This window comes from Aurantiacibacter suaedae (genome assembly GCF_005434915.1).
GTDB lineage: Bacteria > Pseudomonadota > Alphaproteobacteria > Sphingomonadales > Sphingomonadaceae > Alteraurantiacibacter > Alteraurantiacibacter suaedae.
Genome location: NZ_SKCG01000003.1, coordinates 202224 through 220911 on the forward strand (window position 1 = coordinate 202224; position 18688 = coordinate 220911).

At 65.0% G+C, this 18688-nt stretch carries 16 protein-coding genes and 1 tRNA gene; all 17 read left to right on the forward strand.

Annotated features, from left to right (window positions below; genetic code table 11):
• Positions 1-8 precede the first annotated feature (8 nt).
• The 17 genes from mraY (at position 9) to obgE (ending at position 18685) form a co-directional block, all read left to right on the forward strand.
• Positions 9-1079, forward strand: a complete 1071-nt coding sequence (mraY, locus tag E0473_RS11925) for a phospho-N-acetylmuramoyl-pentapeptide-transferase (protein ID WP_137681120.1) — start codon at positions 9-11, stop codon at positions 1077-1079.
• Positions 1076-2401 (forward strand): UDP-N-acetylmuramoyl-L-alanine--D-glutamate ligase, encoded by a 1326-nt coding sequence (murD, locus tag E0473_RS11930; RefSeq protein WP_137681121.1) that lies wholly within the window; start codon positions 1076-1078, stop codon positions 2399-2401. Before mraY ends, murD begins: the two co-directional genes overlap by 4 nt.
• On the forward strand, positions 2398-3636 hold the full coding sequence (locus E0473_RS11935) for an FtsW/RodA/SpoVE family cell cycle protein (protein WP_137681122.1): 1239 nt from the start codon (positions 2398-2400) through the stop codon (positions 3634-3636). The genes murD and E0473_RS11935 overlap by 4 nt, the downstream gene beginning before the upstream one ends.
• Entirely contained in the window at positions 3636-4829 is a 1194-nt protein-coding gene (gene murG / locus E0473_RS11940; RefSeq protein ID WP_137681123.1) for an undecaprenyldiphospho-muramoylpentapeptide beta-N-acetylglucosaminyltransferase, read from the forward strand. The genes E0473_RS11935 and murG overlap by 1 nt, the downstream gene beginning before the upstream one ends.
• A complete protein-coding gene (murC, locus tag E0473_RS11945) occupies positions 4826-6268 on the forward strand; it encodes a UDP-N-acetylmuramate--L-alanine ligase (RefSeq protein ID WP_137681124.1) in 1443 nt (480 codons plus the stop codon). Before murG ends, murC begins: the two co-directional genes overlap by 4 nt.
• A 13-nt stretch (positions 6269-6281) precedes the next feature.
• On the forward strand, positions 6282-7211 hold the full coding sequence (gene murB / locus E0473_RS11950; RefSeq protein ID WP_137681507.1) for a UDP-N-acetylmuramate dehydrogenase: 930 nt from the start codon (positions 6282-6284) through the stop codon (positions 7209-7211).
• A gap of 64 nt (positions 7212-7275) precedes the next feature.
• Positions 7276-8220: a D-alanine--D-alanine ligase gene (locus E0473_RS11955; protein ID WP_137681125.1), complete on the forward strand. Its 945-nt coding sequence runs from the start codon at positions 7276-7278 to the stop codon at positions 8218-8220.
• Complete coding sequence (locus E0473_RS11960; protein ID WP_137681126.1) at positions 8221-9132, forward strand: cell division protein FtsQ/DivIB; 912 nt, start codon at positions 8221-8223, stop codon at positions 9130-9132.
• Positions 9132-10430 carry a cell division protein FtsA gene (ftsA, locus tag E0473_RS11965; RefSeq protein ID WP_137681127.1) on the forward strand — a complete coding sequence of 433 codons (1299 nt, stop codon included), beginning with the start codon at positions 9132-9134 and terminating at the stop codon, positions 10428-10430. The genes E0473_RS11960 and ftsA overlap by 1 nt, the downstream gene beginning before the upstream one ends.
• A gap of 126 nt (positions 10431-10556) precedes the next feature.
• A complete protein-coding gene (gene ftsZ, locus E0473_RS11970) occupies positions 10557-12176 on the forward strand; it encodes a cell division protein FtsZ (protein WP_137681128.1) in 1620 nt (539 codons plus the stop codon).
• Between the two features lie 59 nt (positions 12177-12235).
• Positions 12236-13786, forward strand: coding sequence for a tetratricopeptide repeat protein (locus E0473_RS11975; RefSeq protein ID WP_161981583.1), 1551 nt, complete (start codon positions 12236-12238; stop codon positions 13784-13786).
• 172 nt (positions 13787-13958) lie between these two features.
• Positions 13959-14465 (forward strand): type III secretion system chaperone family protein, encoded by a 507-nt coding sequence (locus E0473_RS11980; RefSeq protein ID WP_137681130.1) that lies wholly within the window; start codon positions 13959-13961, stop codon positions 14463-14465.
• A gap of 93 nt (positions 14466-14558) precedes the next feature.
• On the forward strand, positions 14559-15365 hold the full coding sequence (locus E0473_RS11985; protein WP_137681131.1) for a pyrroline-5-carboxylate reductase family protein: 807 nt from the start codon (positions 14559-14561) through the stop codon (positions 15363-15365).
• Positions 15366-15467: 102 nt separating this feature from the next.
• Positions 15468-16256, forward strand: a complete 789-nt coding sequence (locus E0473_RS11990; protein WP_137681132.1) for a Bax inhibitor-1/YccA family protein — start codon at positions 15468-15470, stop codon at positions 16254-16256.
• A gap of 162 nt (positions 16257-16418) precedes the next feature.
• A complete protein-coding gene (locus tag E0473_RS11995) occupies positions 16419-17285 on the forward strand; it encodes a hypothetical protein (protein WP_241657488.1) in 867 nt (288 codons plus the stop codon).
• 98 nt (positions 17286-17383) lie between these two features.
• A tRNA-Ala gene (locus E0473_RS12000) sits at positions 17384-17459 on the forward strand.
• Positions 17460-17614: 155 nt separating this feature from the next.
• Positions 17615-18685, forward strand: coding sequence for a GTPase ObgE (obgE, locus tag E0473_RS12005; RefSeq protein ID WP_137681133.1), 1071 nt, complete (start codon positions 17615-17617; stop codon positions 18683-18685).
• Positions 18686-18688 lie beyond the last annotated feature (3 nt).

Sequence of the window (18688 nt, forward strand, 5' to 3'; positions counted from 1 at the left end):
GCCCCGACATGCTCTATTTTCTCGCAGGTTTGTTCGAATTCGAAGGTTTGTGGAACCTCGTCCGCTACCAGACCTTCCGCGCCGGGGCGACGATGATGACTGCGCTGATGATCGGCCTGATCATCGGCCCGCGCTTCATCGCCATGCTGCGCGTGCGGCAGGGCAAGGGGCAGCCGATCCGCTCGGACGGGCCGCAGACGCATCTTGCCAAGGTCGGCACGCCTACCATGGGCGGGCTCATGATCCTCACCTCGCTGTTCATGGCGATGCTGATCTGGATGGACCTTGCGAACCCGTTCGTCTGGGCCTGCCTCGCGGTGATCGCGGGCTTCGGCGTGATCGGTTTCCTTGACGACTATGACAAGGTTACCAAGCGCCACCATGCCGGGCTTTCGAGCAAGGTCCGGCTGCTGGCCGAATTCGTCGTGGCCGGGATTGCCGCTTGGCTGATCGTGAGCGAGATCAACACCTACGTCTATGTGCCGTTCCTTTCGGATCGCGCGATCCCGCTTGGGCCGTTTTACTATGTGTTTGCGGCCGTGGTGATCGTGGGTGCGGGCAATGCGGTGAACCTGACCGACGGGCTCGATGGCCTTGCCACCATGCCGGTGGTGATCGCGGCGGGCACCTTTGCCATCATCTGCTACGTCGTCGGCCGCGTCGACTTTTCGAACTATCTCGGCATTCCCTACGTGCCGATGGCGGGCGAACTCGCCATCCTGTGCGCGGGGATCATGGGCGCGGGGCTCGCCTTCCTGTGGTTCAATGCGCCGCCTGCCGCCGTGTTCATGGGCGATACCGGCTCGCTTGCCCTCGGGGGCGCGCTGGGCGCGATTGCCGTGGCCAGTCATCACGAGATTGTGCTCGCCATCGTGGGCGGGCTGTTCGTGCTCGAAGCGGTGAGCGTCATGGTGCAAGTGTTCTGGTTCAAGCGGACCGGCAAGCGGGTGTTCCGCATGGCTCCGATTCACCACCATTTCGAGCAGCTCGGCTGGAAGGAATCGACCGTGGTGATCCGGTTCTGGATCATCGCCATCGTGCTTGCACTGATCGGCCTGTCGACGCTCAAGCTGCGATGATCACGTCGCGCGCCTTTGCGGACAAAACCTATTGCGTGCTGGGTCTCGCGCGTTCGGGGATGGCGACCGTCGAGGCGCTGCTGGCGAGCGGTGCGCGGGTGACGGCGTGGGATCGCCGCCCCGAGCCGTGCGAGCAACTGGCGGGCCGCGTGACAATTGCCGACCCCATGGAGATAGCGCTGGAAGGGTTTGACGCCTTGGTGGTTTCGCCCGGTGTGCCGCTCAACACCCACCCGCTGGTGCCGCGTGCGCGGGCGGCGGGACTGCCGGTGATCGGCGATATCGAGCTTTTCGCGCAGGCACGCGCCGACCTGCCGGAGCATAAGGTGGTGGGCATTACCGGGACCAACGGCAAGTCGACCACGACTGCGCTGGTGCATCATCTATTTGAGAGCGCGGGTGTGCCGACCGAGATGGGCGGCAACATCGGCCTACCGATCATGGCGCAGGAGCCGCTATCCGCTGGCGGTGTCTATGTGCTCGAACTGTCGAGCTATCAGATCGATCTCACCTTCTCGCTTGCCTGCGAGGCGGCAGCGCTCATCAACATTACGCCCGATCACCTTGATCGCTATGAGGGGTTTGCCGCCTATGCCGCCTCCAAAGCGCGGCTGCTGGCGATGCAGGAGGCGGAACAGTTCGCGGTTTTCGGCTGCGCTGACGAGCCTACGCTCGCGGTTCAGCGGGCAGAACAGGTGCGCCGCGCGCCGGGCCGGGCAGTTTGCGCCGATCTTGCTGCGCTTTCCTCCAAACAGACCGACTGGCCCAGCCTGCAAGGTCCGCATAACCTGCAGAATGCCGCCATTGCCGCCGCGCTGGTGGCCGAGCTAGGCCTGACCGAGGAGCAGATCGCCAAGGGGCTGGCAAGCTTTGCCGGGCTTCCACACCGGATGGAGCGGATCGGCACCTACAACGATGTCCTGTGGGTGAACGACAGCAAGGCTACCAACCCCGCCTCGACCGCACCGGCTCTAGCGGCTTTCCCTCGCATTCACTGGATTTGCGGTGGCCTGCCCAAGGACGACAATCTCGATGATTGCCTGCCGTACCTCGGCAATGTCGCGGCGGCTTACACCTTCGGCGAGGCCGGAGAGATGTTCACGCGGCTGCTTGGCTCGCACGTGCCGGTCGAGCCGTGCGAGATGCTGTGCGAGGCGGTTCGCCGCGCCTGCGACAAGGCGGTGGCTGGCGAGGTGGTTCTGCTCAGCCCGGCCTGCGCCAGTTTCGACCAGTTTCGCGATTACGAGGCACGCGGCGACGCGTTTCGAGAGCTGGTGCGCGAGCTGTGCGCCGGAGCCGAAACGGGGAGCGATGAGGCATGAACAGACAGCGCGGAATAGTCCACGGTCTCGGACTGCCAGGGGCGGCGCCCAAGGTTCGGCGAAAGGGGCTGGCGCTGGCGGAAGAGCGGCGCCGGATGGTGCGCATCTGGTGGCGCGAGATCGACCGCGTGCTGCTGGCGCTGATCGCCCTGCTAATGGCGGTGGGCGCGCTGGCCGTGATCTCGGCCTCGCCCGCCAGCGCCGCGCGCCTTTCCACTGCCGATACCCAGCTGGGTGAGCTCCACTTCTTCTGGCTGCACCTGCGCTGGCAGGCGCTGGGGATTGTCATTCTCCTGGCGACTTCGCTGCTCGAACCCACGCTGTTGCGGCGCGGGGCGATTGTCATGGCTGCGGTCATGCTGTTCTTCCTCGTACTGGTGCCAGTGGTCGGCACCGAGGTGAACGGGGCGCGGCGGTGGCTTAACCTCGGCCTAAGCCTGCAACCGAGCGAATTTTTGAAACCCGCTTTCGTGATTACGCTGGCCTGGGTTCTCTCGTGGAAGCTGCACGATCCCGATCTGCCGGTGATCGGGGTAAGCTTCGGGATGCTGGTGGTGATCGTGGGGCTGGTAGTGGCGCAGCCCAACCTTGGCGAGGCGATCCTGTTCGTGGGCGCGTGGTTCGTGATGGTCATGCTGGCGGGCTTGCCGATGCAGCGGATCGGCGTGATGAGCGGCCTTGGCATTGGGGGGCTGGTCGCGGCTTACCTGTTCTATGACAATGCGCGCCACCGCATCGATTCCTTCCTCGGCGGCGGGACTGCCTACGATCAGGTCGACCTTGCCGCGCGCACTTTGCAGGGCGGCGGCTGGACCGGCACCGGCCTGTGGCTGGGCACCAACAAGATGCGTCTGCCCGAGGCGCATACCGACTATATCTTCTCCGCCGTGGGTGAGGAATTCGGCCTGCTGGTCTGCGGGGTTATCGTGGTGCTCTATCTCGCCATCGTAATGCGCGTGCTGGTGCGGCTGGTGAACGAGGACCGGATGTACAACATCCTTGCCGCCAGCGGGCTGGTCGCGCTGTTCGGCGGGCAGGCCTTCATCAACATTCTCGTCAATCTGCAGCTTTTTCCCTCCAAGGGTATGACGCTGCCGCTGGTAAGCTATGGTGGCTCTTCGACCCTTGCGCAGTGCTTCACCATCGGACTTCTGCTGGCGGTGACGCGGCGCAACCCGTTCCTTGACCGCGAGAAGTTCGATCTGCGCGGCACGCTCGAGAAAGAGGCCGGCTGATGCCCGGAATTTCCCGTCATTACGTTCTTGCCGCCGGGGGCACCGGTGGGCACCTCACCCCCGCATTCGCGCTCGCCCATGCGCTGGAGCGGCGCGGGCACCATGTCGCGCTGATCACCGACGAGCGCGGCGCGGCGATCCCCGGCAAACCCGATTTCCTCACCGCGCACGTGCTACCTGCCGGCCGCTTCGGGAAGAACCCGCTTGGCTGGCTGAAGGCCATTCTCGCCGTGCTCGAAGGCAAGCGGCAGGCGCAGCGGATGTACGAGACGTTCCAGCCCAGCTGCGTGGTGGGTTTTGGCGGTTATCCGGCTTTGCCCGCTCTGCTTGGCGCGCGCTCGGCGGGGATCGGCACGGTGATCCACGAACAGAATGCGGTGCTGGGGCGGGTGAACCGTCTGCTGGCGGGCCGGGTCGATGCGATCGCCACGGCCTATCCGCAGGTCGACCGGCTGAAGCCCTCGCATCAGGGCAAGGTCCATCTGGTAGGCAACCCGGTGCGCCCCGGTGTCCTGTCGCTGCGCGATGAGCCGTTCCCGCCGTTCACTGCCGATGGGTTGTTCCGGGTGCTGGTGACGGGCGGCAGTCAGGGCGCGAGCGTCCTTTCCGAGGTGGTGCCCGATGGCCTCTCGATGCTGCCGACTGCGCTGCGCAGCCGCTTGCAGGTGACACAGCAGTGCCGCCCGGAAGACCTCGAAAAGGTGCGCGAACGCTATGCCAAGCATGGCATTGCCGCCGAACTCGCAACCTATTTCGAGGACATGGCCGCGCAGCTTGCCGATGCGCATCTGTTTATCGGCCGCGCAGGCGCTTCGACCATCGCCGAGCTGACCGCCGTGGGCCGCCCCGCGATTCTTGTGCCACTGCCGATTGCGACTGACGATCATCAGGCGGCCAACACCCGCGAGATGGTGGCAGCTGGCGGCGCGCGAGCGATCCGGCAAACGAGCTTCACCGCCAAGGAACTGGCCAAGCAGATTCAGGCCATGGCGATGCATCCCGAAACACTGGCGACTGCTGCCCATGCGGCGTTCAATTGCGGCAGGCCCAAGGCGGCCGAGGATCTGGCCGATCTGGTCGAGAGCTTTGGCGGTGACACCATTCAGGATGTGATCCGCGTTGGCGGCGGTGCCTCGGCGATTGCGTCGGAGCGTGGGGCTGTTGGGCAGGTGGCCAAGGAGAAGGCGAAGTGAAGGGCGTTCCGACCGATATCGGCACGATCCATTTCGTCGGCATCGGCGGGATTGGAATGTCGGGCATTGCCGAGGTGATGCACAACCTCGGCTATTCGGTGCAGGGCAGCGATTTGGCCGAGGGTGTCAGCGTTCAGCGCCTGCGCGCGCGCGGGATCACCGTGCATGTCGGCCATGCGGCGGAAAATCTTGGCGATGCCACCGTGGTCGTCACCAGCACGGCGGTGCGGCGGACCAATCCCGAGGTTGCCGCTGCGCTTGAAGCGCGCATTCCGGTGGTGCGCCGTGCCGAAATGCTTGCCGAGCTGATGCGGCTGAAAAGCACGGTCGCCGTGGCGGGCACGCACGGGAAGACGACCACCACCTCGATGGTCGCCACCTTGCTCGATGCGGGCGGGGTCGACCCGACCGTCATCAACGGCGGTATTATCGAAAGCTACGGCTCGAACGCGCGGCTGGGTGATAGTGAGTGGATGGTGGTCGAGGCCGACGAAAGCGACGGCAGCTTCCTGCGCCTCGACGGCACCATCGCCGTGGTCACCAACATCGACCCGGAGCACCTTGATCATTACGGCAGCTTCGACGCGGTGAAGGACGCCTTCCTCCAGTTCATCGAGAACGTGCCATTTTATGGCGCGGCGGTGCTGTGTCTCGACCATCCCGAGGTGCAGAACGTGATCGCCCGCGTGCGCGACCGGCGCGTGATTACCTATGGTTTCAGCCCCCACGCCGATGTGCGAATCGAAAATCTGATCGCCGAGGGCGGGAAGAGCCGATTCGACGTGATCCAGCGCTTGCGCGATGGCTCCGAGCGGAGCGTTGCCGATATCGTGCTGCCGATGCCGGGTCGGCACAATGTGCAGAACGCGGCGGCGGCTGTGGCCGTGGCGCTCGAAATGGACTGCGCAGAAGACACCATTCGCGCAGGCTTCGCCCGCTTCGGCGGGGTGCGACGGCGCTTCACCGAGATGGGCCGGATCGCGCTCGATGGCGGCGCAGTGGTGCGCGTGATCGACGACTATGCGCACCACCCGGCGGAAATCCGCGCCGTGCTCTCTGCCGCGCGCGAGGCGGCTTCGGGCCGGGTGATTGCGGTCGCTCAACCCCACCGGTTCACCCGTCTGCGCGATCTGATGGAGGACTTTCAAGGCTGCTTCACCGATGCCGACGTGGTCTATGCCGCGCCGGTCTATGCGGCGGGCGAAGACCCGATCGAGGGCGTCAATTCCGATGCGCTGGTGGCGGGCCTCAAGGCGCGCGGACACCGGCAGGCCGTGCCCATCGCTAGCCCCGAGGCTCTCGCCACCGAATTGACGGAAATGCTGCAACCGGGCGATATCGTGGTCTGCCTTGGCGCGGGCGACATCACGCGCTGGGCCGCAGGCCTTGCCGATGCCGTCAACGCGCAGCGCAAGGAGGATGCCAGCGATGCAGCCTGATGGCTCCATGTCCATGCAAAGCGCGCCCGGATCGCACGAGGAGGCGACCGTCGGCGGCAAGGTGCCGCGCGATGTGGCAGGCAAGCTCACGCAGGATGCGCCGCTCGCAAAGCTGGTGTGGTTCAAGAGTGGCGGCAAGGCCGACTGGCTGTTCGAACCCGAAAGCCTCGAGGATCTGATCCAGTTCCTCACCCGCATGGAGGAGGGCACCCCGGTGATGGCGCTGGGGCTCGGCTCGAACCTGATCATCCGCGATGGCGGGGTGCCGGGCGTGGTGGTGCGGCTGGGCAAGCCGTTCGCCAGCGTCGAGGTGAAGCGCGACAACGTGCTCGAATGCGGCGGCGGTGCGCCGGGCATTCTGGTGGCGTCGAGCGCGCGAGATGCGGGTATTTCCGGGCTCGAATTCCTGCGCGGCATTCCGGGTACTGTCGGCGGCTTCGTGCGCATGAACGGCGGCGCCTATGGGCGCGAGGTGGCCAATGTGCTGGTCGATTGCGATGTGGTCATGCCCGATGGCGCCTGCATCCGCGTGCCGGTGGCCGATCTCGACTACTCCTACCGTCATTCGCGCCTGCCCGAAGGCGCCATCGTGGTTTGCGCTCGCTTCAAGGGCGAGCCAGGCGATCCGGCGGCGATCGAAGCGGAAATGAACCGCATCGCCCATGCGCGCGAGGAGACGCAGCCGCTGCGCAGCAAGACCGGCGGCTCGACCTTCAAGAACCCCGAGGGCGACAAGGCCTGGCGGCTGGTCGATACGGCGGGCTGCCGGGGTATGAAAATGGGCGACGCGCAGGTGAGCGAGAAGCACGCCAATTTCCTGATCAACACCGGCCATGCCACCAGCACCGATATCGAGGGGCTGGGCGAGGAAGTGCGCCGCCGCGTGGCCGAGGCGACCGGCGTGACGCTGCAATGGGAAATCCAGCGGGTGGGGCGGCCGTGAGTTTTCTCCCAACACAAGCTCAGGACGAACCGATGTTTTGCTGTTTCACTGAAAGTTTGTCCGCATGACTCTCCCCAAACTTCATATCCTCGTCCTCATGGGCGGCTGGGCTAACGAGCGTGAGGTTTCACTCATGTCCGGCAATGGGGTTGCCGATGCGCTGGAAAGCAAGGGCCACACAGTAACCCGGCTCGACATGGGCCGCGATGTTGCCGCGCGCATTGCCGAGGCTGCGCCCGACATTGTGTTCAACGCGCTTCACGGCGTACCCGGTGAAGACGGCACGGTGCAGGGTATGCTCGACCTGATGGACATTCCCTATACCCACGCGGGGCTCGCCACCTCGGTGGTGGCCATCGACAAGGAACTGACCAAGCAGGCACTCGTGCCGCACGGCGTGCCGATGCCCGGGGGGCGCGTGGTCAAGTCGGAAGACCTTTATGGCTGCGACCCGCTGCCGCGCCCTTATGTCCTGAAACCCGTGAACGAGGGCAGTTCGGTCGGCGTCTCCATCGTCACCGACGAGAGCAACTACGGCAACCCGATCCAGCGCGATGCCGAGGGCCCGTGGCAGCAATTCTCCAGCCTGCTGGCCGAGCCCTATATCCGCGGGCGCGAGCTGACCACGGCGGTGCTCGGCGACAAGGCTTTGTGCGTCACCGAACTGGTCCCGAAATCGGGCTTCTACGATTTCCAGTCGAAATATACCGACGGCCTGACTGAGCACGTCTGCCCCGCCGAAATCCCCGAGGATATCGCTGCGCTGTGCTGCGAATATGCCCTGCGCGCGCACAGGCTGCTCGGCTGCCGGGGCGTGAGCCGGTCGGACTTCCGCTGGGATGACGAGCGCGGGGCGGATGGGCTGTTCCTGCTCGAAACCAACACCCAGCCGGGCATGACCCCGCTCAGCCTGGTCCCCGAACAGGCGCGCTACTGCGGCATTTCCTATCCGGACCTGTGCGAGACCATCGTGGCCGACGCGCTCCGCTTCTTCGGCAAGGGTGGATAGATGGCGCAGAAGATCAGCCGCAACGTGAAGGGCGTGCGCCGTCAGGCCCGCGCCGCCGACACCAGCCGCCGTGTGCGCAAGGCGCGCGGGCAGGGTCGGTCGTTGCTGGGCTCCATGCTGGCGGCGCTGCCGTTCAGCGAGAGCCAGCTGCACAAGGTCTTCACGGTGCTGATCTTCGCCGGCGTGCTGGCCTTCGCGGTGTTCATCGCGCGCGTTACCGGCCTTGCCGACTTTGCCGAGGATCGCTTTGCGCTGGCCTCGGCCAATGCCGGGTTCGAGGTGCACCATGTCGAAGTGCGCGGGACCAATCATCTCAGCGAAATGATGGTTTACGAACATGCCATCGGCAGGCGTGATCTGGCGATGACGCGGGTGGACCTCGAAGCGCTGCGGCAGGAGCTGCTGACCATGCCGTGGGTCAAGGATGCGCGTGTTTCGCGGCAGCTGCCCGATGTTCTGGTGGTCGACATCGTGGAACGTGAACCGCACGCCGCGCTGCGCCGTGAGGATGAGCTGGTGCTGATCGACGCCACCGGGGTCGAGCTAGAAGAGGCCGCGCCAGACGCGTCCAAGGATATGCTGGTGATCGGCGGCGAGGGCGCGCAGAGTCAGGTCGCGGCGCTCGCTTCGCTGCTCGATGCCGCACCCGCGCTGCGCCAGCAGGTGGCCGAGGCCGACTGGATCGGCAATCGGCGCTGGGATCTGACCTTTTCCACCGGGCAGCGGCTTTCCTTGCCCGAAGGCGCGGACCGGTCTGCCGCGGCGCTGGTGGCTTTTGCCGAGGCCGATGGTGTGCATCGCCTGATCGGCGGGGAGGTGGTGGCCTTCGATCTGCGCAACCCGCCGAACATGACAATGCGTGTGCCCGGACGCGCGGAAACCAGTGAAATGAGCATGGGGGAGGATAGCTGATGACCAGTGGCGCAAATCGCATCGAACGCGTTATCGGCGCGGTCAATATCGGCTCGTTCCGCATTTCCGCGATGATCGCGGCCATTGCCGAGAACGGCGAGATGCAGGTTCTGGGCAGCGGCCACCGCGCCAGCCAGGGCATCAAGCGCGGTTATGTCACCGATATGGCGGCGGCAACCTATGCCGTGCGCGATGCGCTCGAATGGGCGGAAAAGCTGGCCGGGACGAGCGTCGAATCGGTTTGGCTGGGCGCTTCGGGCGCGGGCCTTACCAGCGAGATTCGCCCCGTAGAAATCGGCATTGGCGGGCGCCGGATCGAAGAGGAGGATATTGAGCACCTGCTCGTCACCGCGCAAGGTAGCCTCGAACCCGATGGGCGCACCGTGCTCCACGCGCAGCCTGCCTGCTATTTCCTCGATGGCGCCGATGGCGTCTTCAATCCTAAGGGCCTTCATGCCGAGCGGCTGGGCGTCGACATACACATCATGCTGGCTGACGGGGCACCGATGCGCAATGTGACCGAGGCTGTGCAGCGCGCGCATCTCGAGGTGCAGGGCGTGGTCGCTTCGCCGCTTGCCACGGGCCTTGCCTGCCTCACCGAGGAAGAGCGCGATCTTGGCGTGGCGCTGGTCGAGTTCGGAGGCGAGGTGACGAACGTTTCCGTCTATGCGGGGGGGATGCTGGTGGGGCTGCACGCGATTCAGCGCGGATCGGCTGACATCACCGATGCGATTGCCTCGGCGTTTTCGGTCCGCCGGTTTCAGGCCGAGCGGCTGAAGTGCAAGCACGGCTCGGCCATTGCCAGCCCGGCTGACCACCGCGAGATGATCTCCGTCACCGCGCCGGGCGAAGAAGGCCGCGGGCCGGTGGCGCGCGGGGCCGACGACCGCGAACAGGTGCCGCGCGCCGAGCTGATCACGGTCATCACCGGCGAACTCGATGCGCTGATGAGCGAAGTCGGGCGCAGCCTCGAGGTTATGGGCTTTACCGGCAGCAACGGTGGCCGACAGGCGCGGCAGGTGGTATTAACCGGGGGCGGGGCAGAATTGGCCGGCCTTGCCGATTACACGCAGAGCGTGCTCGGCGTGGCTGTGCGGATCGGCCGTCCGCCAGCGCTAAAGGGCCTGCCCGAGGCGCATTCGGTCCCCGGATTTTCGACGCTGGCGGGGCTGGTGCTCTATGCCTTGCGCGATCCGGTCGATATTCGCCGCGTCGGTTCGCGCTTCACCCGCACGCATCGTCCCGGCCCTGCGGCCACCGCTGGCCGGGTGTGGAAAGCGATGCGCGATTTTTTTTAGTGGTACGCGTCATTTAGTCAGGCGCGCGCAATTGTGGATTTGTAAGGTTTTCGGATAACGCCCGCCTATGGCTTTGTGGCACAAGCGGTAAATCGTGGAATGCGGGCATATCCGCAGGAGAATGAGATGAGCATCAATATCGGTCCGCCTTCAGTGGAAGAACTTCGCCCCCGCATCACCGTGATCGGCGTGGGCGGTGCAGGCGGTAACGCCATTGCCAACATGATCGAGAGCGAGATCGAAGGCGTCGATTTCGTTGTCGCCAACACCGATGCGCAGGCGCTGAACAACGCCATTGCCGAGCATCGCATCCAGCTCGGCCCGGATATTACGCAGGGCCTCGGCGCCGGCTCGCGGCCCGAAGTGGGGCGTGCGGCGGCGGAAGAGACGGTTGAGGAGATCGAACGCGCGCTCGATGGCGTGAACATGGTCTTCATCGCTGGCGGCATGGGCGGCGGCACTGGCACAGGCGCTGCCCCGGTTATCGCGGAAGTGGCCCGCTCGAAGGGCATTCTGACCGTTGGCGTTGTTACCAAGCCGTTCCTGTTCGAGGGCACGCGCAGGATGCGCGCCGCCGAAAGCGGAATCGAGGAACTGCAGAAGCACGTCGATACGCTGATCGTCATTCCGAACCAGAACCTGTTCCTGGTCGCCAAGGCCGACACCACCTTCAAGGAAGCCTTCTCTCTGGCTGACGAGGTGCTGCAGCAGGGCGTGCGCTCGATCACCGATCTGATGGTGATGCCGGGCCTCATCAACCTCGACTTTGCCGACGTGCGGTCGGTGATGAACGAGATGGGCAAGGCCATGATGGGTACAGGCGAGGGCGAGGGCGAGAACCGCGCGCTCGAAGCGGCTGAGCGTGCCATCGCCAACCCGCTGCTCGACGGCGTGTCGATGCAAGGGGCCAAGGGTGTGATTATCTCCATCATCGGCGGCGAGGATATGCGCCTGCTTGAGGTGGACGAAGCGGCCAACCACATTCGCGAGCTGGTCGATCCCGAGGCGAACATCATTTGGGGCTCGGCCTTCAATCCCGATCTGGAAGGCAAGATTCGCGTCTCGGTGGTCGCCACCGGGATCGAGCAGACTGGCGACAGCACGGCCCGCGCGGCCTCGCGTCCGCTTGATCTTTCCACCTCGCGCGGCCCGAAGACGCCGATGGCGGGTGCCGGTGCGGTCGCTCCTGCTGCGTTCGACGATGGTGACGAGGCAAAGGCGGACACAGGCGCTTCGCAGGCGCCTGACCGCGACGATCTGCGCAACGCCGAGCCTGAGCAGCCATTGCCGGAGCCGATGGACCTTGCCGGTCTGGAAGAGGCGGAAGAGCCGCAGGACAACGCTGGCGCCGCCCAGCAGCCCCAGCGGTTCGCGCCGTTCGATCGCGGCGCAGGGGCGCACAACGATCGCTCGCAACCGCAAGACAGCGCGGAGGAGCAGGACGAGCTTCTGCTCGATTCCTCGAGGCAGGCGGACGATGGCGATGGCGCCGGCATGATCGGGCGCCGCCGCAACATTGCCGCGGGCGAAGAAGGGAGCAAGGGTGAGGCGGGCACACCTGGGACTTCTGATCGCGCACCCCGCGCCGGTTCCGCTGGCGCCAGCGGGGGCAGCACCCTGTTCGAGCGCATGGCCAACCTGTCGCGCGGCTCGGCCGATGAAAGCGAATCGGATGACGACGACGGTGAGGATGGCGGCCCCAATATGCGCATTCCGCGCTTTCTAGGACGTCAGAACAACCAGTAGTCGCATCGCCAATGGCCACGCGCTTGCGAAATGCGGCGCGTGTGCCATCTAGGCTGGCAATGTCGAAACTCACCGCCCTGCTTACCTGCTGCACCGCTCTTTATGTGAGCGGGATGGGTGCCCCCGTGGTGCTGGCACAGGAAGTGGTGCAAGCGCTGCCCAACCCGGCGGCGGCGGACTTGGCTAACGCCATGCGCCGCCTGTCTGCCAACCCCGATTCGCTCGATGCGCTGGTCGAGGCGGGCGAAGCTTCGCTGGCGCTCGAAAATGTCGATGCCGCGCTCGGCTTCTTCGCGCGCGCGCAGGATATCGATCCCAACGATGGCCGAATGCTGGCCGGGCTGGGGCAAGTGGCCTTGCGCCGGGGCGAGGCGGTCACCGCGCTGCAACTGTTCGAAAACGCGGACTATGCGGGCGAACCGATGGAGCCGCTTGCGGGCGAGCGGGCGCTGGCCTTCGATCTGGTGGGCAACAATGCCCGGGCCCAGCGGCTTTACCGGCAGGCGATCGATGACGATCCCGATCCCGAAACCATGCGCCGCCTTGCCATCAGCTATGCGATTTCGGGCGATCAGGCGGCAGCGGAAGAGGTGCTGTTGCCGCTGTTGCAGCAGAACGATCTCGCCGCCTTTCGTACACGAGCCTTCGCGCTGGCGATTCTGGGCAAAGAGACCGAGGCGGTCACCATTGCTGAAACGATGCTGCCTGCACGGCTGGCGAGCCGGATTGCGCCCTATTTGCGCTATATGCCAAGGTTGACGAAGGCGCAGCAGGCGGCAGCGGCCGACCTTGGGCGTTTTCCGTCGGGCTCGCAAATCGGGCGCGACGATCCGAGCATTGCCGCGCTGGCGACGTCACAGGAGGGCGAACCAGCCGCACCGCGCGCCGCCACGCGGGGGGATGAGCGCTTGATCCCTTCCGGGCCACCGCTTGCGCAATCGTCCGCGCCTGCATCGGCTGATCAGCCGCAATCCTGGGCCAGCGAGCCGGAAACGGTCGCCGCTGGTGAGGAATTGCCGCCTCTCGCAGAACAGGATCAGCCTGTCACCGTGGCCGCGGTTACCGAGGAACTGCCTGCCTCCACGCCCGCACCCGATGCCCAATGGGAGCCTTCGCCGCAAGCGGCGGCGGTGGTAGCGCGAGCTGACGCGGACAGGCAAAGCGTAGCCCAGCAACTGCCAGCAGCTGAGCCTGAGCCTGAACCGGATCTGGCCTCCGCCTTTGCCGACTTTGCGCGCAGTTCGCCGTTGCCGGTCGCAGCCTCGGCCAATGCGGTCGACATCACCGCGATCGACATCCCGCGCGAACGCCCGGCGCCGCCGCCTCCCCCGCCACCGCCGGCGCATCCCTCGCGCCAGTGGGTGCAGGTGGCGACCGGGCAAGACACTTCCGCCTTCCGCTTCGACTGGCGGCGGATCAAGCGCGAGGCAGCCGGCCTGCTTGACGATGCCGAGGCATTCGTCACTCCTTGGGGTGAGAGCAACCGTCTGCTCACCGGCCCGTTCGCAACCGCGCGCGAGGCGCAGGAGTTTGTGAGCGAACTTGGCAAGGCGGGGGTCGACAGCTTCCGCTTTACCAGCGACGCCGGGCAGGAAATCAAGCCGCTTTAGCGCCCGTCATGCTGCCGGGCGGTGCTGTGCGTCGTTCTCACCACCTTTCTTTATGCACATGCTACGAACAGCCGATTGCAGTTTTGCACGGGCGACTTCGACGCAATGATTGCACCTGTGCCAGCACGTCAGCCATTAAGCATGAGATGACGAGGACACAGGCGCTATGCACATGAATTCGACCCGCGAGCCCATCGACGCGACCGAGGACGCCGCGCCCGTGGACATGCTCGCCGCCGTTTTCGAGGCCCATGGATGGGCTCACGATTTCGTTGGTGAGGACGAGATTTGTGGCGAAATTCCGGGCAGTTGGACGACCTATCAGCTGCGCGCGATATGGCGCGAGGAAGACCGGGTGCTGCAATTGCTGTGCCTGCCCGAGGTGCGCGTGACAGAGGGCCGGCTGCGCGAGGCGCAGGAATTGCTCGCCATGGTTAACGAACAGCTCTGGCTCGGCCATTTCGATATCTGGTCGCAAGGCTCGGTGCTCCTTTACCGCCACGGGCTGCTGCTGGGCGATGATGGCATGATCAGCCTCGATATGGCGCAGCTGGCGCTCGATACGGCCGTGTCCGAATGCGATCGTTTCTATCCGGCCTTTCAGTTTGTGCTCTGGGGCGACAAGAGCCCGCGCGAGGCGCTTGCCGCAGCCATGGTCGATGCAGCGGGCGAGGCCTAAGGCACCCGAAGGTCGCAGCCCGGGGGTTGAAATTTGCCGTATAACGCAGACTTGGTAAGGCCAGTTTCGCGCTTACGGCTAAGGACCCAATTTATGGCATTCAAATCCACCCTCATCGTCGGTTGCGGCAATATGGCCGGAGCGATGCTCGAAGGCTGGCTGGCGGCGGGCACATCGCCCGGCAGCTTCACTATCGTCGATCCTGTGCGCGAATCCGCGCCCGGCGACATCGAACTTCTGCGCGAATTGCCTAAGGACCGCGCGTTCGATGCGATCCTAATTGGTGTAAAACCCCAGATGCTGGGCGATCTCGCCCCGCAGATCGAGCCGCTCGCTGGGCCGGATTGCACGATACTGTCGATGCTGGCCGGGGTCGAACTGTCGACGTTGAAGGACAAGTTCCCGCGCTCGGCTGCGCAGGTGCGCGTGATGCCGAATCTGGCGGTGGCGATGGGCAAGGCGCCGGTTGCGCTGGCTCAGGCCGGGCTTGACGATGCGGCGCAGGCATCGCTGATCGAATGGATGGGCGCGCTCGGCCATGCCGAATGGGTGGCCGAGGACAAGTTCGACCTCGTCACCGCGCTGGCGGGCAGTGGCCCGGCCTTCGTCTATCGTTTCATCGATGCGCTTGCCAATGCCTCCGTGCGGCTTGGCTTGCCCGAGCACAAGGCACAGCAATTTGCGCTGGCCATGGTGGAGGGGGCAGCGGCCCTCGCGGCCCAGTCGGAGCATACGCCTGGCAAGCTCGCTGACATGGTGGCAAGCAAGGGCGGGGTGACGCGCGCCGGTCTTGATGCGCTCGATGAGGATGAGGCATTGTCCAATCTCATTACCAAGACCCTGCGGTCGGCACGTGATCGCAGCGTGGAAATGGCGCGTGAGGCGCGCGAAGAGGGTTAATGCGATGCCTGCCGGTTTCGCTTGAAATCGCAGGCTTCCATCGCGATATTAGACCTAGCCCGGCCCGCCCCTCTTGAGGCCGGACAGAGGAGTTTGCAAGAAATGGCGAATTGGAACGACAACCGCCCGCAGACTGGCTTCGGCCAGCAAGGCTTCGGCGCGTCGGCGGGCCAGACGCGTGATCTGTCAGGCGGCACCACCTTCGATGCTGGCCTGCGTACGCACATGCTTTCGATTTACAATTACATGGCATCGGGCGTGCTGCTGACCGGTGTGGTCGCGGCGCTCACGGCCAACATGGGCTGGGCCTATGCCTTTGCCTCGGGTCCGCTAATGTGGATCGTGGCGCTTTCACCGCTCGCGATCGTGTTCGCGATGAGCTTCGGGCGCAACAAGTTCTCGACCTCCACGCTGCAGGCGATGTTCTGGGGCTTCGCAGTCCTGATGGGCCTGTCGCTGTCGACGATTTTTCTCGTCTACACCTCTGGCTCGATTGCGGTGACCTTCTTCGCCACGGCGGCGGCCTTCGCCGGGCTCAGCCTGTTCGGTTACACTACGAAGAAGGACCTGTCGGGTTTCGGCAGCTTCCTGATCATGGGTGTGATCGGCATTCTGGTCGCCTCGCTGCTTAACATGTGGCTGCAGTCGCCCGGTCTGATGTGGGCCATCAGCGGCCTTGGCGTGCTGATCTTCGCGGGCCTTACCGCTTACGATACGCAGCGTTTGAAGCAGGAATATCTGGCCATCAACCAGCTGAAGATGACCAACCCCTCGGTGGCTGCGGCCTATCCGCTGGGCAAGATGGTGATCATGGGGGCGCTGAGCCTCTACCTCGACTTCATCAACATGTTCTTGTTCCTGCTGCGTTTCATGGGTGCAACGCGCGACTAAGTTCGCTTCAGCGTGTGCCTTAAATATATGGTGCAATAGTTGCCCGGCGGCGCTTCTCGCGCTGCCGGGCAATGTGTATTGACGATCTGCGACCAAGCACCATCCCTCGATCAGGCTTGCCGCATCGTGATAGAACGTCATCATGACGGAGAGGACTGACACTTGCCCATCGAACTGACACCCCGCAGGCTCTCGAATACCGCGCTTACTGCGCTCGTGCTCGTCTGTGCTGCTTGCACCACGCCCGCTCCGCCGCCCCCTCCTCCGCCGCCTCCGCCGCCGCCGGTGGTAGAAGCGGTACCCTTTCGTCCGTTGCCACCGCCGCAGTCGGCCTATGCGATGGACATTCCGCGGCGCGATGCCGCCGGAGTGCGGCAGACGGTCAACACCGGTCTCGACGAAAACGAGACGCTTTGGCACTTCCGCTCGGGCTGGAACGTGGCGGCGCTCAACTGTCAGGTTGCCGAAGACGATCCGATCCTGACCGGCTACCGCGCGCTGCTCGATACGCAATCGCGCAGTCTGTCGCGGGCGAACACCGCGCTCGACCGTCGGTACCGCCAGAGCGAGGGAAGCAACCGGGCGGCCCTTCTGGCCCGCGAGACGCACTCCACCGGGGTCTACAACTACTTCGCCAATCCTTCAGCGCGGTCCGAATTCTGCAGCACGGCGCGGCAGGTAGCGAGCGAGTTCATTGCCACGCCGCCCGAGGACATGGTCGCCTTCGCGACGCAAGGCCTCCAGCGCTATGAGCAGGCGTTCGACCGGTTTTACGTCGCCTATGAACGCTACGAGCAGCTGTCGGCCGAGTGGGACCGCAAGTGGGGCGCGGAATATGGCCCGTCGCAGCCTGGCTGGGTGGCGCTTTATGGCAACGGCGGCCAGGCTGCTGCGGCGGACGAGGTCGGCCCGGCTCCTACCGGCTATGTGCTCGATCCCGAGAGCGGTGGTGAACTGCCGGTTGTCCCGGTCGATGAAAAGGCCAGCAGCACCCCGGTGGTGCAGCCGGTGCCGAGCGACGCCGAGTAGACTGCGGCATTTTTTGCTTTTCGGAAGGGCGGCTTGACGCTAAGAGCCGCCCTCCCAGCCGAAACGGACCTGATTCCGTGTTTGGCGAACCTGGATACGGGGCCGTAGCTCAGTTGGGAGAGCGCGTCGTTCGCAATGACGAGGTCAGCGGTTCGATCCCGCTCGGCTCCACCAGACTTTTTACGATCGCGCATCCGCGCGATCGTCCTTGGTGCAATTCCCTCCACTTGGCTGACGCCTTCGTTTCGGGGCACCTGCGGGCGGCCGGTCGGCCTTGCGGGCGCAACACGCCCGTTTGAGCGTTCGGCGTTTTAGGGTAAGTTGACGCCATGCATTTTCTTGATCAGTCCAAGATCTTTCTGCGGTCCGGCGCGGGCGGCCCCGGCGCTGTCAGCTTCCGGCGCGAAAAGTTCATCCAGTACGGCGGCCCCGATGGCGGCAACGGCGGCAAGGGTGGCGATGTGATCTTTCGCGCCGTGCCAGGCCTCAACACCCTGATCGACTTTCGCTACTCGCAGCACTTCAAGGCCAAGCGCGGCGGTCACGGCATGGGCCGCAACCGCACCGGCGCCGCCGCCGAAGACCTGATCATCGAAGTGCCCGTTGGCACGCAGGTTTTCGACGAGGAGCGCGAGGAACTGCTCGCCGACTTCACCGAAGAGGGGCAGGAAGTGACCCTGCTCGAAGGCGGCATGGGCGGGCGTGGCAACGCCAGCTACAAGTCGAGCACCAACCGCGCACCGCGCCAGCATCAGCCGGGCGAAGCCGCGCAGGAGATGTGGGTTTGGCTGCGGCTCAAGCTGCTCGCCGACGTGGGCTTGCTGGGCCTGCCGAATGCGGGCAAGTCCACCTTCATCAACGCCGTCTCCAATGCGCGCGCCAAGGTTGGTGCCTATGCCTTCACCACGCTGGTGCCGAAGCTTGGCGTGGTCCACCACAAGGGCCGCGAGTTCGTGATTGCCGATATTCCCGGCCTGATCGAAGGCGCGGCGGATGGCGCAGGGATTGGCGACCGCTTCCTCGGTCATATCGAGCGCTGCAGGGTGCTGATACACCTAATCGACATCACCGGTACCGACCCGGTCGAGGCCATGCGCATCGTCGAGGATGAGCTGGCCGCCTATGACGATGAGCTTGCGGGCAAGCCGCGTCTCGTCGTGCTCAACAAGGTCGATCAGGCCGATGACGAACTGGTCGAAGGGTTCTCCGAAGAACTGCTCGCCGCGGGTGCTGATAAGGTGTTTGCGATCTCTGGCCTGAGCGGCGACGGGATCAACGAGTTGCTCGATGCGCTGCTCAGCTATCTGCCGCTGCGCACCTCGACCGAGACGAAGGCGGCCCCAGTTCTGGCCGAGGAAGAGACCGACGAGCCTGCAAAGCCGTGGAATCCGCTGGGCTGACGC